The following is a 19,037-nucleotide window of genomic DNA, read 5'->3' as shown; positions in this document are numbered from 1 at the left end:
TGGCGGCGCGTGGCAACCCGATACGACAGATGCCCGAAGGTCTTCCTCTCGGCCATCGCGCTCGCGGCAACCGTCATTTATTGGTTATGAATCCTGACCCTTGCCCGGGCCAAGCAACATAAGTGATCACCGACATGTTGTTCTTGCCGAAGAGATCGTCGAAATAAGGCTTCTGTGCTTCCATCAGGGTCCAGGCTTCATCGAAATTCGACGCAACGCCCGGAATATTGTCGAGATTGAAGATCTCCGCCTCATTTCCGTATGAGCTCATCCTGATTTCTCCGATCTGAACCTGACCGGATTGAACGGCACGCTTTATTGCATCCAACTTGATCAGACTGTCTGCCGGACGGAGGTCTATTTTCAACTCCCCGTCCGTTTTGGTCTCAACCTCTTCTATGAACTTCCGAATATTTTGCGTAAAGAAACTTCCTTCGGTGTAACCCGTAGCCATAATCCAGGTTGTCTCTGCCTGCGCTGAACAAGCCATGATCGACAATGCAGCACCTAGCGCAAGTTTCTTCAACATATCATTCTCCCGTTGGCTTTCTGATTTTCCATTTCATTGTTCCGCAATCACGCTGGCGGCCGCTCTCTCAATGACCAAGCACCTGCGACAAGAAGCGCTTGGTTCGCTCGTTTCGCGGGGCCGCGAAAAACACATCGGGGGCAGCTTCCTCTACGATCTCGCCTTGATCCATGAAGATCACGCGATCCGCAACCTTGCGGGCAAATCCCATCTCATGCGTGACGCAAATCATCGTCATGCCTTCGGTCGCGAGGCTGGTCATAACGTCCAGCACTTCGGCGATCATCTCGGGGTCAAGCGCCGAGGTAGGTTCGTCGAAGAGAAGGATCTCGGGCTTCATGCACAAGGCGCGGGCAATGGCGACGCGCTGTTGCTGGCCACCTGACAGCTGGCCCGGGAACTTGTCGGCCTGATCGGGAATGCGGACCTTTTCCAGAAAGCGCATCGCCGTCGCCTCGGCCTCGGCGCGAGAGGTCTTGCGCACCAGCATTGGAGCAAGCGTGCAGTTCTCCATGACCGTCATATGCGGGAACAGGTTGAAATGCTGGAACACCATGCCGACCTCGCGCCGGATCTCATCGATGCTTCCCACGCTGTCGTCCAGCGCCGTGCCGAGAACCCGAATTGTGCCGGCATCATGTTCTTCGAGCTGGTTGATGCAGCGGATCATGGTCGACTTGCCCGAACCGGACGGCCCGCAGACGACCACCTTCTCTCCTCGGGATACGGTCAAATTGACATCCCGCAGAGCGTGAAAACTGCCATAGAACTTGTTCAGGCCGGTAATCTCGATGGCGGGGGCTTGGCGATTGCTCATCTGGCAGGCTCCTATCGGCGGCCGACATTCATGCGCCGCTCTAGATAGGCGCCATAGCGGGACAGGCCGAAAACGAAGGTGAAATAGATCGCCGAGATGAAAACATACACCTCGACATAGGCGAACTTCCATTCGCCGGTGTTATAGGCGGCGTTGCCCGCAGCGAGCAGCTCGACGAAGCCGACCACCACCACCAGCGAGGTCTCCATGAAAGTAATCACGACCTGGTTGATGGTGGCGGGCAACGCCAGACGGAAGGCCTGGGGCAGGACAATCCGGCTGATCCGGTAACGATAGGGAATGCCAAGCGCCTTGGCGGCCTCCTCTTGTCCGGAAGCCGTGCCCTGCAACCCACCGCGGATGATCTCGGCCTGATAGGCGGCGAAGAAGATCGCAAGTCCCACGATTACGCGGTAAAGTTTTTCGCCCGTCAGCATGGCGGGCAACACGAAAGGCAGCACCACGGCGAAGGTGAACAGGATCGCCAACAGCGGCAGCGAACGGACGGCGTCGATGAAAAGCCCGGTGACCCTGGCGATGACCGGCATCTCGGATCGGCGCATCAGGGCCAGCATCACCGCCAGCGGCATCCCGATCACGACAGTCGAGACGAACAGGAACAAAGTCAGCGCAAGCCCGCCCCATTGCTCCTCGCTGACCCGCGACAGGCCCAGCAGCCCGCCCTTCATCAGGATATAGAAAGCCAGCGCGGCAATCAGCCAGATTGCGGCCAGCCGCCCGATGCCCCACATGCGCGGCAGGCAGCTGAGAACGATGGTCGCGATGACGATCACGCAGGCCAGCGCGGACCGCCATTGCTCGTCATAGGGATAGATGCCGAACATGACCAGCCGCCAGCGGTTGGCGATCACCGCCCAGCAGGCACCCCCATTCGCGCGGCATTCCTCGGCGCGGGCATCGGCTTCGAAGGTGGCGCGGAACAGCGCCCAATCCAGAACCCACCACAGCAGCAGGCCCAGGATGGCGACGCAGGCCAGCGTGAGGATCGAACCCAGTGGCGAGGCGAAATATTCGCTTCGCAGCCGGCGCCACAGGCGTTGCGACGGGTCGGGGGCATGGATCGGAATATCGGTCATTGCGCTACTCCGATCTGCTTGCCCTTCAGGGCGATGGCGCGGTTGACGCGGTTCAGCACCGCGGCAAGCGAGAAGTTGATGATCAGGAAGCCCGCCATCAGGATGCCGATCAGTTCCAGCGTCTGGCCCGAATGGGTGATCGACCCGGCGATGACCATGAAGAAGTCCGAAAAGCCGACCGCGATCCCCAGCGTCGTGGCCTTAATCAGCCAGACATATTGGTTGATCAGGATCGGCAGCATGGCGCGGATGGCCAGAGGCATCCGAACCTTGCTGAACACCCGCCAGGGCGACAGGCCAAGCGCCTGCGCGGCCTCGACCTGGCCGCGGCCTACGGATTTGAAGCCGCCGCGGACGATCTCGCCTATATAGGCCGCCCCATAGACGGTGATGGCAAAGGCCAGCGCATAGATTTCCGGCCGCAACTGGAAGCCGCCGCGGATGTTCAGGCCGCGCAACTCGGGCAGGCTGACCAGCGGGGTCTCGGGGATACGCCCCCAGTAGAGCGCGACCACGGCGCCAAGGATGCCGGTCATAAGAACGCCCAGGTTCAGCACGCGACGGCGACCGGGCTCAACCTTGCCGAAACGCCGTGCGACCGTGATCCACAAGATGACGAACAGTGCGGCGATCATGATCGCGATCGCAACCACGGCGGACAGCACGGTCACGTTCAGGCCGGGAAAGTGCAACCCACGCCCCGTCAGCATGACATGGCCGATCTGGATGGCATTGCGTGGGTTGGGCAGTTGCGTGACCACCGCATACCAGAAGAACAGTTGCACGATCAGCGGGATGTTGCGGAAGATTTCGATATAGATCGTGCCCAGCAGGCGTGCCGGCGCATTTTTCGAGCTGCGCGCAAGGCCGATCACCAGGCCAAGCAAGGTGGCACAGAACAGCCCGACGAAGCCCATCAGCAACGTATTCAGGATGCCGTTGAAGATGAACCACCAATAGGGATCGCCGGGCGACGTCGGCAGCAGCGAAGTCCCCATCTCCCATCCGGTCGCACGCCACAGGAAGCCGAAACCCGACGAGATCCCCTGCGCGGAAAGGTTCCTCTGCGCCGTCACCGCGCCGATGATCAGGATCGCGGCGATGGCCGCAAGAAAGGCGCCCTGAAGCACCTGCCGGCGGATTTTCTTGCGGCGCCAGAAAGGAATCGTTGTCATGCAGAGAGCCTCCAACATGTCGCTGTGAAACCGTGTGGCAGAGCGATCGGGATAGGGGTCGCTCTGCCCGATTTACGGGACTGCCTGCTCCCGTTAGTCGATGATGTAGGGGAACAGCACGCCGCCATCCTTCCACAGCGCGGTCAGTTCGCGGTCCATCTTATAGGGAGATTCCTGTCCCAGGCTGCGCTCGAAGATTTCGGAATAGTTGCCGACATTCTTGATCACGTTATAGGCCCAGTCATCCGACAGCCCCAAGCCCGCGCCCATGCCCGGCGTCGCGCCAAGGAACTTGCCAACTTCGACCGTGGACGGATTCGCCTTCAACTCATCAACGTTTTCCGATGTGATGCCCTCCTGTTCGGCGAAGAGCAGCGCGCTCAGCGTCCAGTTCGCGATATCGACCCAGTTGTCGTCACCTTGACGCATCAACATTACCGAGGGCTCCAACGCGACGATGTCGGGCAGCATGACATGCGCCTCGGGATCGTTCGATGCCGCGCGGGACACCGCCAGAACCGGCCCCCACTGGATGTAGGTGTCGCAACGGCCCGAGAAATAGGCTCCCTCCAGCTCGGATGTGCGTTCGATCGCGACGATCTCCATCTCGATGCCGATCTGCTGCAGATATGAGGTCAGCTGCTTTTCCTGCGAGGTGCCCGCCATGACGCAGATCGTGCCGCCCTCGGCATCCTTGAGGCTTTCCAACTCCAGCTCTTTATGGGCCAGGACGCGGGTCGTGCCGAGATAGTAGGAGTTCGAGAACTGCATGTTCAGGTCGGTGTCGCGGCTCAGCGTGCCACCCGAGGCCTTGATCATGATGTCGACATCGCCCGATTGCAGCGACGGCCAACGCTGTTCCCAGGACAGCGGGATGATGCGGACCTTGGACGGATCGCCAAGGATGGCGGTGCCGATGGCGCGGCACAGTTCGATGTCGATCCCTTTCCAGTTGCCGCGATCGTCGGTTTCGGCAAAGCCCAGATACGAGCCGTTATGGCCCGGGCACAGCAATTCGCCGCGCTGCTTCACCGTCTTCAGGGTGTCGCCGTTCCCTGCGAAGGCTCCGGCGGCGGAAAGGGTCAGGATACCGGCGGCAATGCCGGTTTTCAGAAAACAGTTCATAGCCCACTCCCGTGTTGGCATTTGTTTACAGGCATTCGGTCTTGATCCCGCCGCGGCCTGCGTTTCGCGCCGGGTTTTCCGCTTCTGGCGCCGCGGATAGGGAAACAGTGTCAGGCGTAAATGTAACCACCTGAAACAATTATGTTTTCTCCGGTCATATAGGTGTTCTTCGGGCCGCCGGCCATCAGCACCCATTCCGCCATCTCTTCCGGTTCGCCGCCGCGGCCCAGGGGGCTGGCCTTCGCCAGCTCGGCAAGGAATCCCAGCTCGCGGGCCTTTTGCGTCGCCATGCCGGCCGGCGCGACCGAATTGACCAGAATTCCGTCGGGGGCGACTTCATGCGCCATGCTTTTGGTCAGGCTGACCACGGCGGCCTTGGTGGCGGCGTAATGGGCATTCTGCGGATGCGCCTTGAAGGCGTCGACCGAGGTGATGTTGACGATCCGCCCACGTACCAGACCGTTCAGGGGCTGCTGCCGCATCCTGCGGATCGCCGCGACCATCATGTGGTAACTGCCCTTGACGTTGATTGCATTCGAGGCGTCCCAATCGGCATCGGTGATCTCGAGGATCGGCTTTCTGGGATAGATGGCGGCCGAGTTCACCAGCGTGTCGATCCCACCCAACTCGTCGACCACCTTGTCCAGCGCGGCATGGGCCGCATCGGCAGTGCGGATATCGCAGGCAGCGAATGCAGCCGGAATGCCGGCCTCTCGCGCCGGGGCCAGTGCCGCCTCAGCCGCATCGGTGCTGAGGTCGATGATCCCCAAGGCCGAAGCCCCATTTTCCACCGCCATGCGGCCGATAAGCGCGCCCAACCCGGCACCACCACCCACGATTACCACCGAAAGTCCCTGCATCTGTGCCTGTCCTTACTTCTTGTTCTGCGAACCGGTAGCGGTCGCCTGATGGGTGGGAAGAATGTCGAAACGCGCTACGTCGACAGCCTTCGGCAGTTTCCAGACCGACAGCAGCATCGCAGCCACGTCGCTTGGCTGCACAGCCGAATTGTCGGCATACATCGCGGCCCGCGCATCCTCGGACAGCAGATCCTTGTAGAGACCGCTTTCAACGCGACCTGCGACGATCTCGGTCACGCGCACGCCATGCGGCGCCAGGTCCAGCCGCAAGGCCTGGGCAAAACCGCCGATGGCCGCCTTGGTGGCGCAGTAGACGGCCAGGTTCGGGAACGGCGCATGCCCCGCGGTCGAGCCGGTAAAGAAGATATGACCCCTGCCCCGCCGACGCATGCCCGGTGCGACGATCCGGGTCAGTTGCAGCACGGCGGTCAGGTTCACAGCGATGGCCCTTTGCATATCGTCCTCGGGCAGATCGCAGAAGTTCACCATCGCCGGCATCATGCCCGCGTTGTTGACAAGAATGTCCGGCTCCAATTCCGCGAGTGAACGGAGAGCCTTCGGATCAGCCAGATCCAGTCGCAGGCTTCTTATGTCCTGCGCTTCCAGATCCGCCAGCGCTTCAGGCTGCCGCCCGACAGCGATCACCTCGTGACCGGCATCCCTCAGAGACAATGCGATTGCCCGTCCGATACCGCTCGTGGCGCCTGTTACCAAAGCTTGAGTCATGCGCGTATCCTTTCAAGCAGGAGCGTGCAGCATCGGGGGGCGCAACCAAATCAAGAAAAGCACGGGATCGACAAGTTTTTCTTGCCTCTCGCCTGTGCGAAGACCGGTGCATCGCACCGTCGCGGATCAACTAGGACTGAGCCCAGTCTTCTTCCGCGATCCATTTGCAGAATGCCGCAATGGCGCTGACCCGGCGATGCGCCTTGGGCAGAACCAGGTAGAAGCCAGGCACATGTCCAGCAGGCATGTCCCGCATGATCCCGCGGCCGAAAGGGGCGACGAGCTTGCCCAGTTTCAGATCTTCTTCCGCATCAATGGTTGAAATCAGCCCGACGCCCAGCCCAGCCACCGTCGCCCGCCGCATCGTCGCGGCATCCTGGAAGCGGATGGCGGCCTGCGAAACCTCGGCTTTCACCCCCAGATGGGCCAGCACATCGGGCCAGAGTCGATCCGACAGAACCGGATGCAGCAGCGCCAGATCCTTCAGGTCGTCGGGGCTGGCGATCTTGCGGGCGGTTTCCGGCGTGCAGCAGATCTCCTTGTAGTCATAGAGCAGCAAGGTCGCCTCATAAGGCTTCCAGGTGCCGTAGCCCCATTGGATGGCGACATCCACGTCGTCCGCCACGAAATCGGGCAGATCGACCATGGTCGTCAGGCGCAGGTCGGCGTCGGGCATGGTTTCCCGGAACCTCGCAAGCCGGTCGAGCAGGTAGCGTGTCGCGAAATAGGGGCTGGCATTCACATTGATCCGGATCCGCCGCCCGACCTTGGTGACGCGGCGTACGCCCTCCTCCATCTCCTCGAAGGCGGACTGGATGTAATGCGCCAGCAGGATTGCCTGCTCGTTCGGCTCGATGACGCGGCCCTTGCGCTCGAACAGCTCAAGCCCCAGGGTTTCCTCCAGCAGCTTGATCTGCTGGCTGACGGCCTGGGGCGTCACCAGCAGTTCATCGGCGGCCGCGCGAAAACTGCGATGCCGCACGACGGTGTGAAAGACGCGCAGCGCGTTCAACGGCGGCAGGCGAAAGGGGCGGTCGCTCATCGCCGCCCCGAGTTTCTGTCAATCCAGCGTTTCAAACGCATGGTTCCTTCGCCTTTTTCCGGCGATCAAATGACCGCCTTTTCCAGGAAGGGCCGGTTTTCGACGATACGTTCATAGCCGACTTCGGACAGGTCGAGCGTGCGGAAGCCGCCATAGAAGATCAGTTCGGACACGCCGCGACCCGCCGCGGGCCCCTGCTGCAAGCCATGCCCGGAATAGCCGTTGGCGTAAATGAAATTCGTCACTTCCGGGTGTGGCCCGACGATCAGGTTGTGGTCCAAGGTGTTGAAATCATAGTGGCCCGCCCATTGGTTCACCACCTTGATCGCCTCGAAGGCTCGCGAGCGTTCGGCGAGCGCCGGCCAGATGATCTCCTCGAACTCTTCGTAGCGCGGCTCGAAATCGTCCCAATCCACCGCCGGATCCTCGACCGGCGGGCAGCCGGTCAGGAAGAACCGGCCCTCGGGGCGACAGAAGACACCCGAGGGGTCGATCATGAGCGGCAGACGGCCTTCGTTGACCTGGGCCGTGCCCTCGGGGGTCTTCGCGCAATCGAAGACGAACAGGGTGCGCTTTCGCGGCTCGACCGGCACGTCGAGGCCGGCCATCCGCGCCGTCAGCGCCGCACGCGGGCCCGAGGCGTTCACGATCATTCCCGCATGGATCACCGCGCCGGATTTCAGCGTGACCGTCGAGACGCGGTTACCGTCGCGACCGATCGCCACCACCTCGTCGGTGACATATTCCGCGCCCTGCTCGCGGGCCTTGGCCTTGAAGCCATACATCAGGCCGGTGTTGTTGAACCAGCCTTCGCCCGATTGCCCATAGGAGGCCAGCAGGATGTCGTCGACATTCAGATGCGGGAAGGCGCGGGCCAGCTCTTCCTGCCCCCACAACACCACATCGGCGCCGCAGGCCCGCTGGACCTCGTGGTTCTCGCGCAGGGTGCGCGCCTGATCCTCGGTATTGGCCAGGAACAGATAGCCGCCGGGATGGAAGTTCAGGTCAGGCTTCGGCTCGTCCGCCACCTGCATCGTCTCGGCGAAGTCGCGGATGAACGCGCTGCCGAACTGGCTGATCTTCACGTTCACCGGGTTGGAGAACTGCACCCGGATCGACGAAGACGACAGCGAGGTCGCGGCCTTCAGATAGGTGGGATCGCGCTCGACCACCAGGACCGAGCCCTTGAAGTCCGGGTTCGCGGTCAGGAAATAGGCCACCGCCGAGCCGATGACGGCGCCGCCGACGATGACCACGTCATAGCTGTCCTTCATTGCGCTGCCTCGTCGTCAGGGTGGCCCAGGTCCACGAACCAGCCGCCAAGGCATTGCACGGCGGGGGCATGGGGATCGGCGGGGTCGGTTTTGGCTTCCATGGCGGCCCGGAAACCTTCAGTATTGTCTTGGGGGTGATAGCCCAAGTGCCCGGCCAGCCGGTTGTCCACCGGCTTCACCGCATTGTCCGAGATGCCGAAGGCGATGGTGCAGCCGACACGCGGCGCGGTCAGGCTGGCCGTAACCAGTCGCACGCAGTCGTCGAAGGACAGCCAGGACCACAACATCCGCCGGTCGGCAGGCTCGGGGAAGGACGAAAAGATGCGCAGGGCGACGCTTTCGATGCCGAACTTGTCCCAGTAAAGCTGGCCCAGATTCTCGACGAAGCATTTCGACAGCCCGTAGAGGCTGTCCGGCCGCTGGCGGACATCGGCGTCGATATGATCCTCCAGCCGGTGATAACCGATGGCATGGACTGACGAGGCGTAGATCACTCTTTTGACGCCATTCTTACGCGCACCCTCATAGATGTGGTAGCTGCCGCGGATATTGGAGTTCAGGATCTCGTCCCAGGGGCGCTCCAGCGGCGCGCCGCCGAAGTGGACGATGGCATCGACGCCCTCGGTCGCCTGCAGGACTGCGGCCTCGTCGGCCAGGTCGAAAACGGCAACCTCTTCGTTGGGCTGGATGTCCTTGATCTCTGCCACGTCCGCAAGGCGCAACCTGCGTGCCAGCGGCGCGAGGCCGCGGCGCAGTTCGCTGCCCAGACGGCCGGCGGCCCCGGTGATCAGGATGGTGTCGAAACGCGGGGCGGTCATGCGGTCACCTCGGCTGGTTCAAGCGCCGCCACGGCACGGGCGATCCGTACGATGGCCTCGGTCAGGATCTCGTCGCTGGTCGCGGTCGAGATGCGGAAAAAGGGCGCCAGCCCATAGGCCGAGCCGGGCACCGAGCTGACATGACCCTCGGCCAGCAGATAGTTCGACACGGCCACGTCATCGGCCAGCACCTCGCCCTTGGGCGTGCGACGGCCGATCAGGTCCGCGCAGCCGATATAGGCATAGAACGCGCCCTCGGGGGCCGGAAGCGTCAGCCCGTCGATTTTCGCGATCCCCGCTACCACCAGGTCGCGGCGGCGCTGGAAAGCCTCGCGGAATTGGGCGATGCAATCCTGCGGGCCGGTCAGGGCGGCCAGCGCGGCGGCCTGCATGGGCGCGGCGACCGAGGTCACGCTCTGGCTCTGCACCGTGTTCATCGCCTTGATCAGCGGTGCGGGACCGGCTGCATAGCCGACGCGCCAGCCGGTCATGGCATAGGCTTTCGCGACGCCGTTCACGATCAGGCTACGGTCCTTCAGCTCCGGGCAGGCCGCGCCGAAGCTGACGAATGCGCGCCCGTCGAAAATGATGTGCTCATAGATCTCGTCCGAGAGGATCAGCACCTGCGGATGCTTCGCCAGCACCGCGCCGAGCGCACGCAACTCGTCCCGCGAATAGACCGCGCCCGAGGGATTGCCGGGCATGTTCAGGAACAGCCACTTCGTGCGTGGGGTGATCGCGGCTTCCAGAACCTCGGGCGTCAGGCGAAAGCCGGTCTCGGCCGGACATTCGGCAATCACCGGGACGCCGCCCAGCAGCTTCACCATCTCGGGATAGCTGACGAAATAGGGCGCGGGCAGGATCGCCTCGTCGCCGTCGTTCAGCGTCGCCATCAGCGCGTTGAAGATGATCTGCTTGGCGCCATTCGCCACCACGATGTCGTCGGGACCGTAGTCGAGGCCGTTCTCGCGCCGGAACTTCTCGGCTACGGCCTGGCGCAGCGCCGGTGTGCCGGCGGCGGCGGTATACAGCGTCTCGCCCGCCAGCGCCGCCTTGTGCGCGGCTTCCGCGACATGGGCGGGTGTCGGAAAGTCCGGCTCGCCCAGGCCCAGGTCGATCACATCAACGCCGGTCGCCCGCAGCGCCTTGGCCGCCTGCGAAGCGGCCATCGAGGCCGAGGGTTTCACCGCCGCAAGACGGTCTGCCACATAGCTCATTTGCCCTTCTCCGTCACATAGCCCTTGTAGGCATCCTCGGTCCGCGCCTCGGCGTGGCGCCGCGCCGGGTCGCCGAAACCGCCACCGCCGGGCAGTTGCAGGATCAGCCGGCGCCCGGCCGGCACATGCTGCCAGCCCTTGGGCTTCAGTTCCGTGCCGTCATCCAGCGCAACCCTGCCCGGCGCGCCGTCTTTCCCGCCGTCACGACCCCTGGCGGCATGGCCCACCCGGTCGAACATGGCCGAAAAGTCGAACTCATGGCCCGGCGCCGCCTCGATCTCGATGATCTGGCCCAACCCGCCCCGATATTCGCCGTCCCCTCCTGAATCCGGGCGCAATTCCTTGCGCCAGACAGTGACCGGGCCGGTCTGCTCGGTCGCCTCGATCGGCATAGTCATGACGCCCGAGGGGAAGGCCGTCGCGGACAGCCCATCCAGTCCTGGGCGCGCGCCCATGCCGCCCGAATTGAACATCAGGATTTCCGCGCGGCGCCCTTCCTGCCCGGCAACCGGGCGGGCCGAGATGTGGATGTTCCACAAGGCCGCAGCGCCCTCGGCCAGTATCTGGCCAGGCATCGCCTTGGCGACCGCACCCAGCACCAGGTCGGGCACCATATGGCCGTTCACGTGGCGCAGGCTGACCGGAGCCGGACGTTCGGCGTTCAGGATATTGACCGGCGAAGAGACCGTGAACAGCTCCAGCGAGGCCCAGTTGTTCGGAATATCCGGCGCCACCACGCATTTCAGCGCGTAGCAGGCATAGGCCTTGGTATAGATCAGGGGCACGTTGATGCCCCAGCGGCTCTGCCCGTCGGTGCCGGTGAAGTCGATATGCACGACATCCTCGTCGAAACTCACGGTGGCGGCCAGTTTGACCGGCTCATCATAGCCATCGGTCCAGAGCTCGTTCGACCAGCTTCCCTTGGGGAGTGCGCGAATGCGTTCCAGCGTGGCGGCGCGGGTGCGGGAAAAGATGAACTCGCCCAGGTTGTCGAGATTCTCCAGCCCGATCTCTTCCATCATCGCGATCAGCCGACGGTGGCCGACATCGTTGCACGCCGCCAGCGAGAAGAAATCGCCCACCACCTGGTTCGGCTCGCGGACATTGGTGCGCAGGATGCGGATCAGATCCCGGTTCACCTCGCCGCGTTCGGCGAATTTCATGATCGGGATCTGGATGCCTTCCTCATAGACCGACTTGCCGTCCGCCCCGAAACCCCGTCCACCCACATCGACGACATGGGCCGTGCAGGCAAAGAAACCGACCAGTTCATCGCCCCTGAACGAAGGCGAGACCATGGTGATGTCGTGCAGGTGCCCGGTGCCCTTCCAGGGGTCGTTGGTGACATAGGTGTCACCGGGGAACATGTCGTCGTGCCCGATTTCGGCGATGAAATGCAGCACGGCCTCGGCCATGGTGTTCACATGCCCCGGCGTCCCCGTGACGGCCTGCGCCAGCATCCGGCCCTGCGGGTCGAAAACGCCGGCCGAAAGGTCGCCCGCCTCGCGGACCGAGGTCGAGAAGGCGGTGCGCAGCAGCGTCATCGCCTGTTCCTCGACCACCGAGATCAGCCGGTTCCACATGACTTGCATGCGGATTTCCTGGGTCGCATCTTGGGTCCTGGCGTTCATGCCGCGATCTCCTTGCGGGTCAGAAGAAGGGTGCCGTCGGCCTGCATCACCACATCGAAAGGCGAGGTGACGACGGTCGAGGTCTCACGCTCGACGATCACGGCCGGGCCGCTGACGCGGGCGCCGGGGGTCAGGCTTTGGCGCTCAACGATGGCGGTCGTCAGCATTTCGCCCTGCGCCGGGTCGAAGACCGCGCGGGTAACCGGAGTTTCCGGCCGGTCCTCGCCGCGGGTGATCTCCAGTCGCTCGGGCGCACTGCGTTCATCCTGCGCCTTGACCGAGAAGGTGACGATCTCGATCTCCAGCCCGTCCAGCCCGTCGATGGCGCGCCCGAAGAAGCGGGCGTAATTCTCGCGGAAACTGTCACGCAGGCTTTCGACATCCCCGGCGGTGAAATCGCGGTCGGGCAGCGCGACCGGGATCTCCCAGCCCTGGCCGACATAGCGCATGAAAGCGGTGATCTCACGTTGGATCGTGCCATCGGTCCCGGCGCGGACGAAGCCCTCGGCGGTGGTCTTCAGTTCTGCCAGCAGCGCATTGACCTGCGCAGGATCGAATTCCGACAGACGCACGATCTTCGAGGCCAGCGCCTCATAGCCGAACGGCGCCTTCAGGAAGCCGATGGCAGAACCCACGCCAGCGCCGGGCGGGATCAGGCATTCGTCGATCCCCAGCTTCTCGCACAGCCGCGCGGCATGCAGCGGCGCCGCGCCGCCGAAGGCGATCATGATGTTGTCCGAGATGTTCTTGCCGTTCTCGACCGCATGGACGCGGGCGGCATTGGCCATGTTCTCGTCCACCACCTCGACGATGCCGAAGGCGGCTGCCTCGGCGGGCAGATTCAGCCTGTCGCCCACGTCGCGGGCGATGGCGCCTTCGGCATTCGCCACCGACAGCCTGATCGCGCCGCCGGCGAAATTGTCGGGGTCGAGCTTGCCCAGCACCAGATCGGCATCGGTGATCGCCGGACGCATCCCCCCGCGCTGATAGCAGGCCGGGCCGGGCTCCGAGGCAGCCGATTCCGGGCCGGTCTGGATGCGGCCCATGGCATCGACCCAGGCGATGGATCCGCCCCCTGCCCCGATCTCGATCATCTCGATCACCGGAATCGAGATCGGCATGCCCGAGCCCTTGCAGAAGCGATAGGTGCGGGCGACCTCGAAGGTGCGGGCGGTTTTGGGCTGGAAATCCTCGATCAGGCAGATCTTTGCGGTGGTGCCGCCCATGTCGTAGCTGACGACCGTGTCCAGCCCGAAACGCTGCGCCACATCGGCGGCAAAGATCGCGCCGCCCGCCGGGCCGGATTCAACCAGGCGCACCGGAAACTCCGCCGCCGTCTCGACCGAGATCAGGCCGCCGCCGGAATGGATCATAAAGACTGGGCAATCTGCCCCCATCTCCTTCAGCCTCACCTGTAGGCGCGCAAGGTAATCGGCCATCTGCGGCCGCACATAGGCATTGGCGCAGACGGTATTGAACCGTTCGAACTCGCGCATCTGCGGCGAGACCTCGGCGGAAATAGAAATCGGCACGTTCACCTTGGCCGCGATAATTTCGCGGGCGCGGCGTTCATGTGCCGGGTTCATGTAGGAATGAATGAACCCGATGGCGACGGCGCCGAAGCCCTCGACGGCGATCCGGTCGGCGATCTCCTCCAGCGCAGCCTCGTCCAGCGGCGCCAGTTCCTGACCCTGCGCCCCGATCCGGCCCTTGACCACGAAACGGTCCTCGCGCGGGATCAGCGGGGTGGGCAGCTTCAGGTTCAGGTCGTATTGCTCGAAGCGGTTCTCGGTCCGCATCTCGATCACGTCGCGGAATCCCTCGGTCGTGACCAAGGCCGTGCGGACGCCGCGCCGTTCGATCAATGCGTTGGTCGCAAGCGTGGTGCCATGGATCACGATGTCCAGGTCGGACGAAGCGATGCCCGCCTCTCGGGTCACGATCTCGATCCCGTCCAGGATGGCCTGTTCGGGCGCGCTGTAATTCGTCAGCACCTTGGTCGAAAACATCGTGCCGCGGCAATCCAGCGCGATGTCGGTGAAGGTGCCGCCGATATCCGCACCCAGCCGGATCTGTTGACGGGCGGCGCTCATGCGGTTTCCTTTGCTTTCAGCGCGGCTTCGCGCATCTGGGACAGGGTTTGGCGCGGGGTCAGCGCCTCGGGCGAAATGTTCAGTTCCAGCAGCGCGCCTGTCCGCGAGGCGCGGGCGCGGGCGAAGGCCGCCGGGAAATCCTCGGTCGTCTCGACACGCTCGGCGTGATAGCCATAGGACTGCGCCAGCATGACGAAGTCGGGGTTCTGAAGTTCCGTCCCCGACACGCGGGCCGGATAGTTGCGCTCCTGATGGGCGCGGATGGTGCCGTAGATGCCGTTGTTCAGCACCAGGATGATCGGCTGCGCACCGGCCTGCATGGCAGTACCAAGCTCCTGGCAGTTCATCTGGAAATCGCCGTCGCCCGCGAAGCAGACCACAGTGCGCTCGGGGAAGGCCACCTTGGCGGCGACGGCTGCCGGAACCCCATAGCCCATCGCGCCGGATTGCGGCGCGAGCAGCCGCGCCTTGGGTCCGAACTTGTAGAACTTGTTCGGCCAGACCGTGAAATTGCCCGCACCGTTGGTCAGAATCACGTCTTCGGGCAGCACCTCGCGCAGATGCGCGGTGGCCAGGACCATATCCACGGGCGAGGGCTGGACGGGCGCCTCGAAGCCATCGTCATAGGCCTTGCGGCCATTCGCGCGCCACTCGGCCCAGTTGCCCTTCACCGGGCGCAGGGCGGCGGCGAAGGCATTCGGCCCCGCCTGGATGCCGAGCGTCGGCTGATAGATCTTGCCGATCTCGCGATCCGAGGCATGGACATGGATCAGCTTTTGCGCCGGGACCGGCACGTTCAGCAGCGTGTAGCCGTCCGTCGTCATCTCTCCGAAGCGGACATTGATCGCCAGGACCACATCGGCATCCAGGATCAGCTTGCGCACATGCGCAGGCATGCCGACACCCGCCTCGCCGGCATAGACCGGCGAGAAATTGTCGAACTGGTCCTGATAGCGGAAGGCCGCGACGACCGGGATGTCGCTCTTCTCGGCGAAGTCCTGCAATGCTTTCTGCCCGGCTTCGGTCCAGTTGCAGCCCCCCAGCAGAACCAGGGGGCGTGCCGCCCCTTCCAGCATCGCCAGCGCCTCAGCCAAGGCTTCGGTGGTCGGCGCCGGCTCGGCCACGCGGGCCGGGCCGGTCAGCGGCGCGGCATCGGTCAAGCTGGTCAGCATGTCCTCGGGCAGCGCGATTACCACCGGACCGGGCCGGCCGGTCGTGGCCGTGCTCCAGGCGCGGGCGAGGATTTCCGGGATGCGCCCGACATCGTCGATCTCGACCGCCCATTTCGCCATGGTGCCGAAGACGGCACGGTAGTCGATCTCCTGGAATGCCTCGCGGCCCTTCATGTCGGTACCGACCTGACCCACGAACAGGATCATCGGCGCCGAGTCCTGCATAGCGGTATGCACTCCGATCGAGGCATTGGTGACGCCAGGGCCCCGGGTGACGAAGCACAGGCCCGGCTGGCCCATCAGCTTGCCCCAGGCGGCGGCCATGAAGGCGGCCCCGCCCTCGTTGCGGCACAGGACGAAATCAAGCTTGCCTTGCGTATCGTGCAGCGCGTCCAGCACCGCAAGATAGCTTTCCCCCGGCACGCCGAAGCCCTTTTCCGCGCCAAGCGCGACAAGGCTTTCGACCAGAAGCTGACCTCCGTTGCGCATTCCCGTATCCTTCCTGCCCTGGCGTTCAAAACCGGCCAGCGGGCGCAAATGAACCATCTGTCTGGGGTGATCCTGCCCGTCCGGGGCGGCGGACAAAATCAAGATTTCCGGCCCATCGACAAGATTTAGTTGCCGATCACCGCGCCGGGATTCATCGTGCCCTCGGGGTCCAGCGCCGCCTTGACCGCCCGCATCAGCCTGCGTTCGGCGGCGGGGCGGAGGGCGTCGGCCAGCGTGATCTTCGCCCGGCCCAGACCGTGTTCGGCGGCAAAGCTGCCGCCCATCTCGGTCGCAAGCCGCGCCAGCCGCAGCGCAAGCTCACGGTCCTGACCGGCGAAATCCGCCATGCCTTCAGGGGGCGTCAGGTTGTAATGGATGTTCCCGTCCGCCAGATGGCCGAAGGGGTTGATCCGCACATCGGGAACCAGCGCCCGGCAAAGCGCGCCCGCACGGTCCACGAATTCGGCGATCCGACCCGGCGGAACCGCGATGTCATGCTTCAGCTGCGCCCCCTCCAGCCGCTGGCCCTCGGGCTGTTCCTCGCGCAGGCGCCAGAAAGCCGCGCGCTGCGCCTCGGACGCGGCCAGGGCGCCATCGAGGACAAGCCCCTCCGCCATGCCCCATTCCAGAACGGCACCCAGAATATCGTCCAAAGGCACCTTGTCCGAGCCGCTCGCGACCTCGACCAGCAGATAGCAGCCGCCCCGCGTCTCCAGCGGATAGGCCAGCCCATGGACATGCTTCAGGGCAAGCTCCAGGCCAAGTTCCGGGAAAAATTCCAGACCGGTCAGGAACTCCCCCGCCTCTGCCTGCAACCGCGTCCCGAAGCGCACCGCCGCCGCTTCATCGGGCAAGGCGAGAAACGCCGTGGCCCGCTGACGCGGCGCGGGGAACAGTTTCAGCACAGCGCGGGTCACGATGCCCAGCGTCCCCTCCGAGCCCACGAACAGGCGGCGCAACTGATAGCCCGCATTGTCCTTTTGCACCGCGCGAAGGCCGCTCCAGATCGTGCCGTCGGGCAGGACGACCTCCAGCCCCAGAACCAGATCGGCCATCATGCCATAGCGGAACGCATGGCTGCCGCCGGCATTGGTGCCGATCAGCCCGCCGATCTGGGCCGATCCCTCGGCGCCCAGATGCATGGGAAACATCATCCCCGATCCATCCAGCGCGTCGTGCAGGGTGGCCAACACCGCCCCCGCTTCGACCTCGACCGAGGCGCTGGCGACGTCCGGTTGCGAAATCGCGGCCATCCGCGACAGCGACAGGATGACGCCCCCTGCCCGCCCCAGCACCGCGCCGCCGCACAGCCCGGTATTGCCCCCCTGCACCACCACCGGGACGCCGGCGGCATGGCAGGCCCGGACCACATCGGCGACCTCGGCGGTCGAGGCGGGACGAGCCACCCCCAGCGGCGCCTCGCCATAGCGATCCAACCAGTCGCGCTGCCACGACGCGGCATCCGCGCCCTCGATCCAGCCCGAAGGACCAAGGATCGTCTTCAGTTCCTGCTGCAGGCTCATCCTCTACCCCGCGAAGACATAGGCGGTCTTGACCGATGTGTAGAAATCCATCGCGATCCGGCCCTGCTCGCGACCGCCAAGGCTGGAGGCGCCGCGCCCGCCGAAGGGCACATGGTAATCGACGCCGGCGGTCGGCAGGTTGACCATCACCATGCCCGCCTTGGAGCCACGCCGGAACGCCGTCGCATGTTTCAGGGACGAGGTGCAGATGCCCGACGACAGGCCGAAGGGCGTATCATTCGCCACCGCCAGCGCCTCGTCGAAATCCGCGACCCGGATGACCGAGGCGCAGGGGCCGAAGATCTCCTCGCGCGACGAACGCATCCGGTTCGTGGCGCCGACGAACAGCGCCGGGTTCTGGAAATAGCCGGCACGGTCCAGCCGCTCACCACCCACGACCTCGCATCCCTCGTCGGCCGCCAGCCGCACATAGTCCAGATTGCCCGCAAGCTGGCCCTCGGACACCACCGGCCCGATCTGCACGGCCTCGTCCAGCGGATCGCCGATCCGCAGCGCCGCCATGGCCTGCCGCATCCGGTCGACGAAGGTATCATGGATCCGATCCTCGACGATCAGCCGCGAGGACGCGGTGCAGCGCTGCCCGGTCGAGAAGAAGGCGCCGTTGAGGCAGGCATTCACGGCCAGATCCAGATCGGCATCGGCCAGCACCACCATAGGGTTCTTGCCGCCCATCTCGAGCTGGACCTTCTTCAGCCCCTGGGCGCAACCCATGGCAATGCCTCGGCCCACCCGCTCGGACCCGGTGAAGGAGATCGCGGCCACGTCGGGATGCTCGACCAGCGCCCGACCGATGACCGAACCGCTGCCCATCACCAGGTTGAATACGCCTTTCGGGCATCCCGCCTTGACCAGGATCTCGGCCAGCAGATGCGCACAGCCCGGCGTCAATTCGGCCGGTTTCAGCACGACCGCATTGCCTGCCGCCAGCGCCGGGGCGGTCTTCCAGGCGGGGATGGCGATGGGAAAGTTCCAGGGCGTGATGAGGCCCACGACGCCCAGGGGCTCGCACATGACATCGACTTCGACGCCGTCGCGGATCGAAGTCAGCTTCTCGCCCGGATTACGCACCGCCTCGCCCGAGAAGAAATGGAACAGCTGCGCGGCGCGCAGGGCCTCCCCCTTGGCCTCGGCAAGCGTCTTGCCTTCCTCCCGCGCCAGCAGCCGACCCATCTCATCGTTGCGGGCCAGCAACATGTCGCCCGCCCGGCGCAGCACGTCCGAGCGCAATTGCGGCGAGGCGGCAGCCCAGGCCGGCTGGGCGGTCTTCGCCGCCTCGACGGCACGGGCCACGTCATCGGCTTCGGCGCGGGCATAGAGGCCGATCACCTCGTCTGGATCGGCCGGGTTGCGGTTCTCGCTGAAGGCCTGCGGCAAAACCCATTCGCCGCCGATCAAGTTGCGCTTACAGTCCTGCATGCCTGCCTCCTG

The 19,037-nt window shown here is 64.4% G+C and carries 16 protein-coding genes and 1 pseudogene; 1 reads left to right on the top strand and 16 read right to left on the bottom strand.

Annotation, left to right across the window (positions count from 1 at the left end; genetic code table 11):
• Positions 1-90: pseudogene (locus ACDP63_RS18930) on the top strand (IS5/IS1182 family transposase); the annotation flags it as partial.
• On the opposite strand, the gene ACDP63_RS18925 reads toward ACDP63_RS18930, so the two are convergent.
• The 16 genes from ACDP63_RS18925 to ACDP63_RS18850 all read right to left on the bottom strand — a co-directional run bounded on the left by ACDP63_RS18925 (position 74) and on the right by ACDP63_RS18850 (position 19,025).
• Positions 74-529, bottom strand: a complete 456-nt coding sequence (locus tag ACDP63_RS18925; protein ID WP_409928472.1) for a hypothetical protein — start codon at positions 527-529, stop codon at positions 74-76. The pseudogene ACDP63_RS18930 and the gene ACDP63_RS18925 overlap by 17 nt on opposite strands.
• A gap of 67 nt (positions 530-596) precedes the next feature.
• A complete protein-coding gene (locus ACDP63_RS18920; RefSeq protein WP_409928471.1) occupies positions 597-1,346 on the bottom strand; it encodes an amino acid ABC transporter ATP-binding protein in 750 nt (249 codons plus the stop codon).
• 11 nt (positions 1,347-1,357) lie between these two features.
• Entirely contained in the window at positions 1,358-2,443 is a 1,086-nt protein-coding gene (locus ACDP63_RS18915; RefSeq protein ID WP_409928470.1) for an amino acid ABC transporter permease, read from the bottom strand.
• On the bottom strand, positions 2,440-3,618 hold the full coding sequence (locus ACDP63_RS18910) for an ABC transporter permease subunit (RefSeq protein WP_409928469.1): 1,179 nt from the start codon (positions 3,616-3,618) through the stop codon (positions 2,440-2,442). The genes ACDP63_RS18915 and ACDP63_RS18910 overlap by 4 nt, the downstream gene beginning before the upstream one ends.
• A gap of 93 nt (positions 3,619-3,711) precedes the next feature.
• Entirely contained in the window at positions 3,712-4,938 is a 1,227-nt protein-coding gene (locus tag ACDP63_RS18905) for an amino acid ABC transporter substrate-binding protein (RefSeq protein WP_409928468.1), read from the bottom strand.
• Complete coding sequence (locus ACDP63_RS18900; RefSeq protein ID WP_409928467.1) at positions 4,854-5,603, bottom strand: SDR family NAD(P)-dependent oxidoreductase; 750 nt, start codon at positions 5,601-5,603, stop codon at positions 4,854-4,856. The genes ACDP63_RS18905 and ACDP63_RS18900 overlap by 85 nt, the downstream gene beginning before the upstream one ends.
• Positions 5,604-5,615: 12 nt before the next feature.
• Positions 5,616-6,329 carry an SDR family oxidoreductase gene (locus tag ACDP63_RS18895; protein ID WP_409928466.1) on the bottom strand — a complete coding sequence of 238 codons (714 nt, stop codon included), beginning with the start codon at positions 6,327-6,329 and terminating at the stop codon, positions 5,616-5,618.
• Between the two features lie 130 nt (positions 6,330-6,459).
• Positions 6,460-7,371 carry a LysR substrate-binding domain-containing protein gene (locus ACDP63_RS18890; RefSeq protein WP_409928465.1) on the bottom strand — a complete coding sequence of 304 codons (912 nt, stop codon included), beginning with the start codon at positions 7,369-7,371 and terminating at the stop codon, positions 6,460-6,462.
• Positions 7,372-7,436: 65 nt separating this feature from the next.
• Entirely contained in the window at positions 7,437-8,645 is a 1,209-nt protein-coding gene (locus tag ACDP63_RS18885) for an NAD(P)/FAD-dependent oxidoreductase (protein WP_409928464.1), read from the bottom strand.
• On the bottom strand, positions 8,642-9,463 hold the full coding sequence (locus ACDP63_RS18880) for an NAD-dependent epimerase/dehydratase family protein (protein ID WP_409928463.1): 822 nt from the start codon (positions 9,461-9,463) through the stop codon (positions 8,642-8,644). The genes ACDP63_RS18885 and ACDP63_RS18880 overlap by 4 nt, the downstream gene beginning before the upstream one ends.
• On the bottom strand, positions 9,460-10,680 hold the full coding sequence (locus ACDP63_RS18875) for a pyridoxal phosphate-dependent aminotransferase (RefSeq protein WP_409928462.1): 1,221 nt from the start codon (positions 10,678-10,680) through the stop codon (positions 9,460-9,462). The genes ACDP63_RS18880 and ACDP63_RS18875 overlap by 4 nt, the downstream gene beginning before the upstream one ends.
• The gene (locus ACDP63_RS18870; RefSeq protein ID WP_409928461.1) at positions 10,677-12,311 is read right to left on the bottom strand and encodes a hydantoinase B/oxoprolinase family protein; all 1,635 of its coding nucleotides are present in this window, start codon (positions 12,309-12,311) and stop codon (positions 10,677-10,679) included. Before ACDP63_RS18870 ends, ACDP63_RS18875 begins: the two co-directional genes overlap by 4 nt.
• Positions 12,308-14,404, bottom strand: a complete 2,097-nt coding sequence (locus ACDP63_RS18865; protein ID WP_409928460.1) for a hydantoinase/oxoprolinase family protein — start codon at positions 14,402-14,404, stop codon at positions 12,308-12,310. The genes ACDP63_RS18870 and ACDP63_RS18865 overlap by 4 nt, the downstream gene beginning before the upstream one ends.
• Positions 14,401-16,065: a thiamine pyrophosphate-dependent enzyme gene (locus ACDP63_RS18860; RefSeq protein WP_409928459.1), complete on the bottom strand. Its 1,665-nt coding sequence runs from the start codon at positions 16,063-16,065 to the stop codon at positions 14,401-14,403. Before ACDP63_RS18860 ends, ACDP63_RS18865 begins: the two co-directional genes overlap by 4 nt.
• A gap of 125 nt (positions 16,066-16,190) precedes the next feature.
• On the bottom strand, positions 16,191-17,588 hold the full coding sequence (locus tag ACDP63_RS18855; protein ID WP_409928458.1) for an FAD-binding oxidoreductase: 1,398 nt from the start codon (positions 17,586-17,588) through the stop codon (positions 16,191-16,193).
• Positions 17,589-17,591: 3 nt separating this feature from the next.
• Complete coding sequence (locus ACDP63_RS18850) at positions 17,592-19,025, bottom strand: aldehyde dehydrogenase family protein (protein ID WP_409928457.1); 1,434 nt, start codon at positions 19,023-19,025, stop codon at positions 17,592-17,594.
• Positions 19,026-19,037: the final 12 nt, after the last annotated feature.

This window comes from Paracoccus sp. P2, assembly GCF_046335115.1.
GTDB classification, from domain to species: domain Bacteria; phylum Pseudomonadota; class Alphaproteobacteria; order Rhodobacterales; family Rhodobacteraceae; genus Paracoccus; species Paracoccus pantotrophus.
Note: the sequence above shows the minus strand (reverse complement) of the source record. Positions and strands in the feature narration are given on the sequence as shown.

Bases quoted from the DNA above. Each gene is read 5' to 3' on its own strand.
- ACDP63_RS18885 (WP_409928464.1), bottom strand. From the start codon at position 8,645: ATGAAGGACAGCTATGACGTGGTCATCGTCGGCGGCGCCGTCATCGGC.
- ACDP63_RS18870 (WP_409928461.1), bottom strand. From the start codon at position 12,311: ATGAACGCCAGGACCCAAGATGCGACCCAGGAAATCCGCATGCAAGTC.
- ACDP63_RS18860 (WP_409928459.1), bottom strand. From the start codon at position 16,065: ATGCGCAACGGAGGTCAGCTTCTGGTCGAAAGCCTTGTCGCGCTTGGC.
- ACDP63_RS18920 (WP_409928471.1), bottom strand. From the start codon at position 1,346: ATGAGCAATCGCCAAGCCCCCGCCATCGAGATTACCGGCCTGAACAAG.
- ACDP63_RS18880 (WP_409928463.1), bottom strand. From the start codon at position 9,463: ATGACCGCCCCGCGTTTCGACACCATCCTGATCACCGGGGCCGCCGGC.
- ACDP63_RS18895 (WP_409928466.1), bottom strand. From the start codon at position 6,329: ATGACTCAAGCTTTGGTAACAGGCGCCACGAGCGGTATCGGACGGGCA.
- ACDP63_RS18905 (WP_409928468.1), bottom strand. From the start codon at position 4,938: ATGGGTGCTGATGGCCGGCGGCCCGAAGAACACCTATATGACCGGAGA.
- ACDP63_RS18925 (WP_409928472.1), bottom strand. From the start codon at position 529: ATGTTGAAGAAACTTGCGCTAGGTGCTGCATTGTCGATCATGGCTTGT.
- ACDP63_RS18855 (WP_409928458.1), bottom strand. From the start codon at position 17,588: ATGAGCCTGCAGCAGGAACTGAAGACGATCCTTGGTCCTTCGGGCTGG.
- ACDP63_RS18890 (WP_409928465.1), bottom strand. From the start codon at position 7,371: ATGAGCGACCGCCCCTTTCGCCTGCCGCCGTTGAACGCGCTGCGCGTC.
- ACDP63_RS18900 (WP_409928467.1), bottom strand. From the start codon at position 5,603: ATGCAGGGACTTTCGGTGGTAATCGTGGGTGGTGGTGCCGGGTTGGGC.
- ACDP63_RS18910 (WP_409928469.1), bottom strand. From the start codon at position 3,618: ATGACAACGATTCCTTTCTGGCGCCGCAAGAAAATCCGCCGGCAGGTG.
- ACDP63_RS18850 (WP_409928457.1), bottom strand. From the start codon at position 19,025: ATGCAGGACTGTAAGCGCAACTTGATCGGCGGCGAATGGGTTTTGCCG.
- ACDP63_RS18865 (WP_409928460.1), bottom strand. From the start codon at position 14,404: ATGAGCGCCGCCCGTCAACAGATCCGGCTGGGTGCGGATATCGGCGGC.
- ACDP63_RS18915 (WP_409928470.1), bottom strand. From the start codon at position 2,443: ATGACCGATATTCCGATCCATGCCCCCGACCCGTCGCAACGCCTGTGG.
- ACDP63_RS18875 (WP_409928462.1), bottom strand. From the start codon at position 10,680: ATGAGCTATGTGGCAGACCGTCTTGCGGCGGTGAAACCCTCGGCCTCG.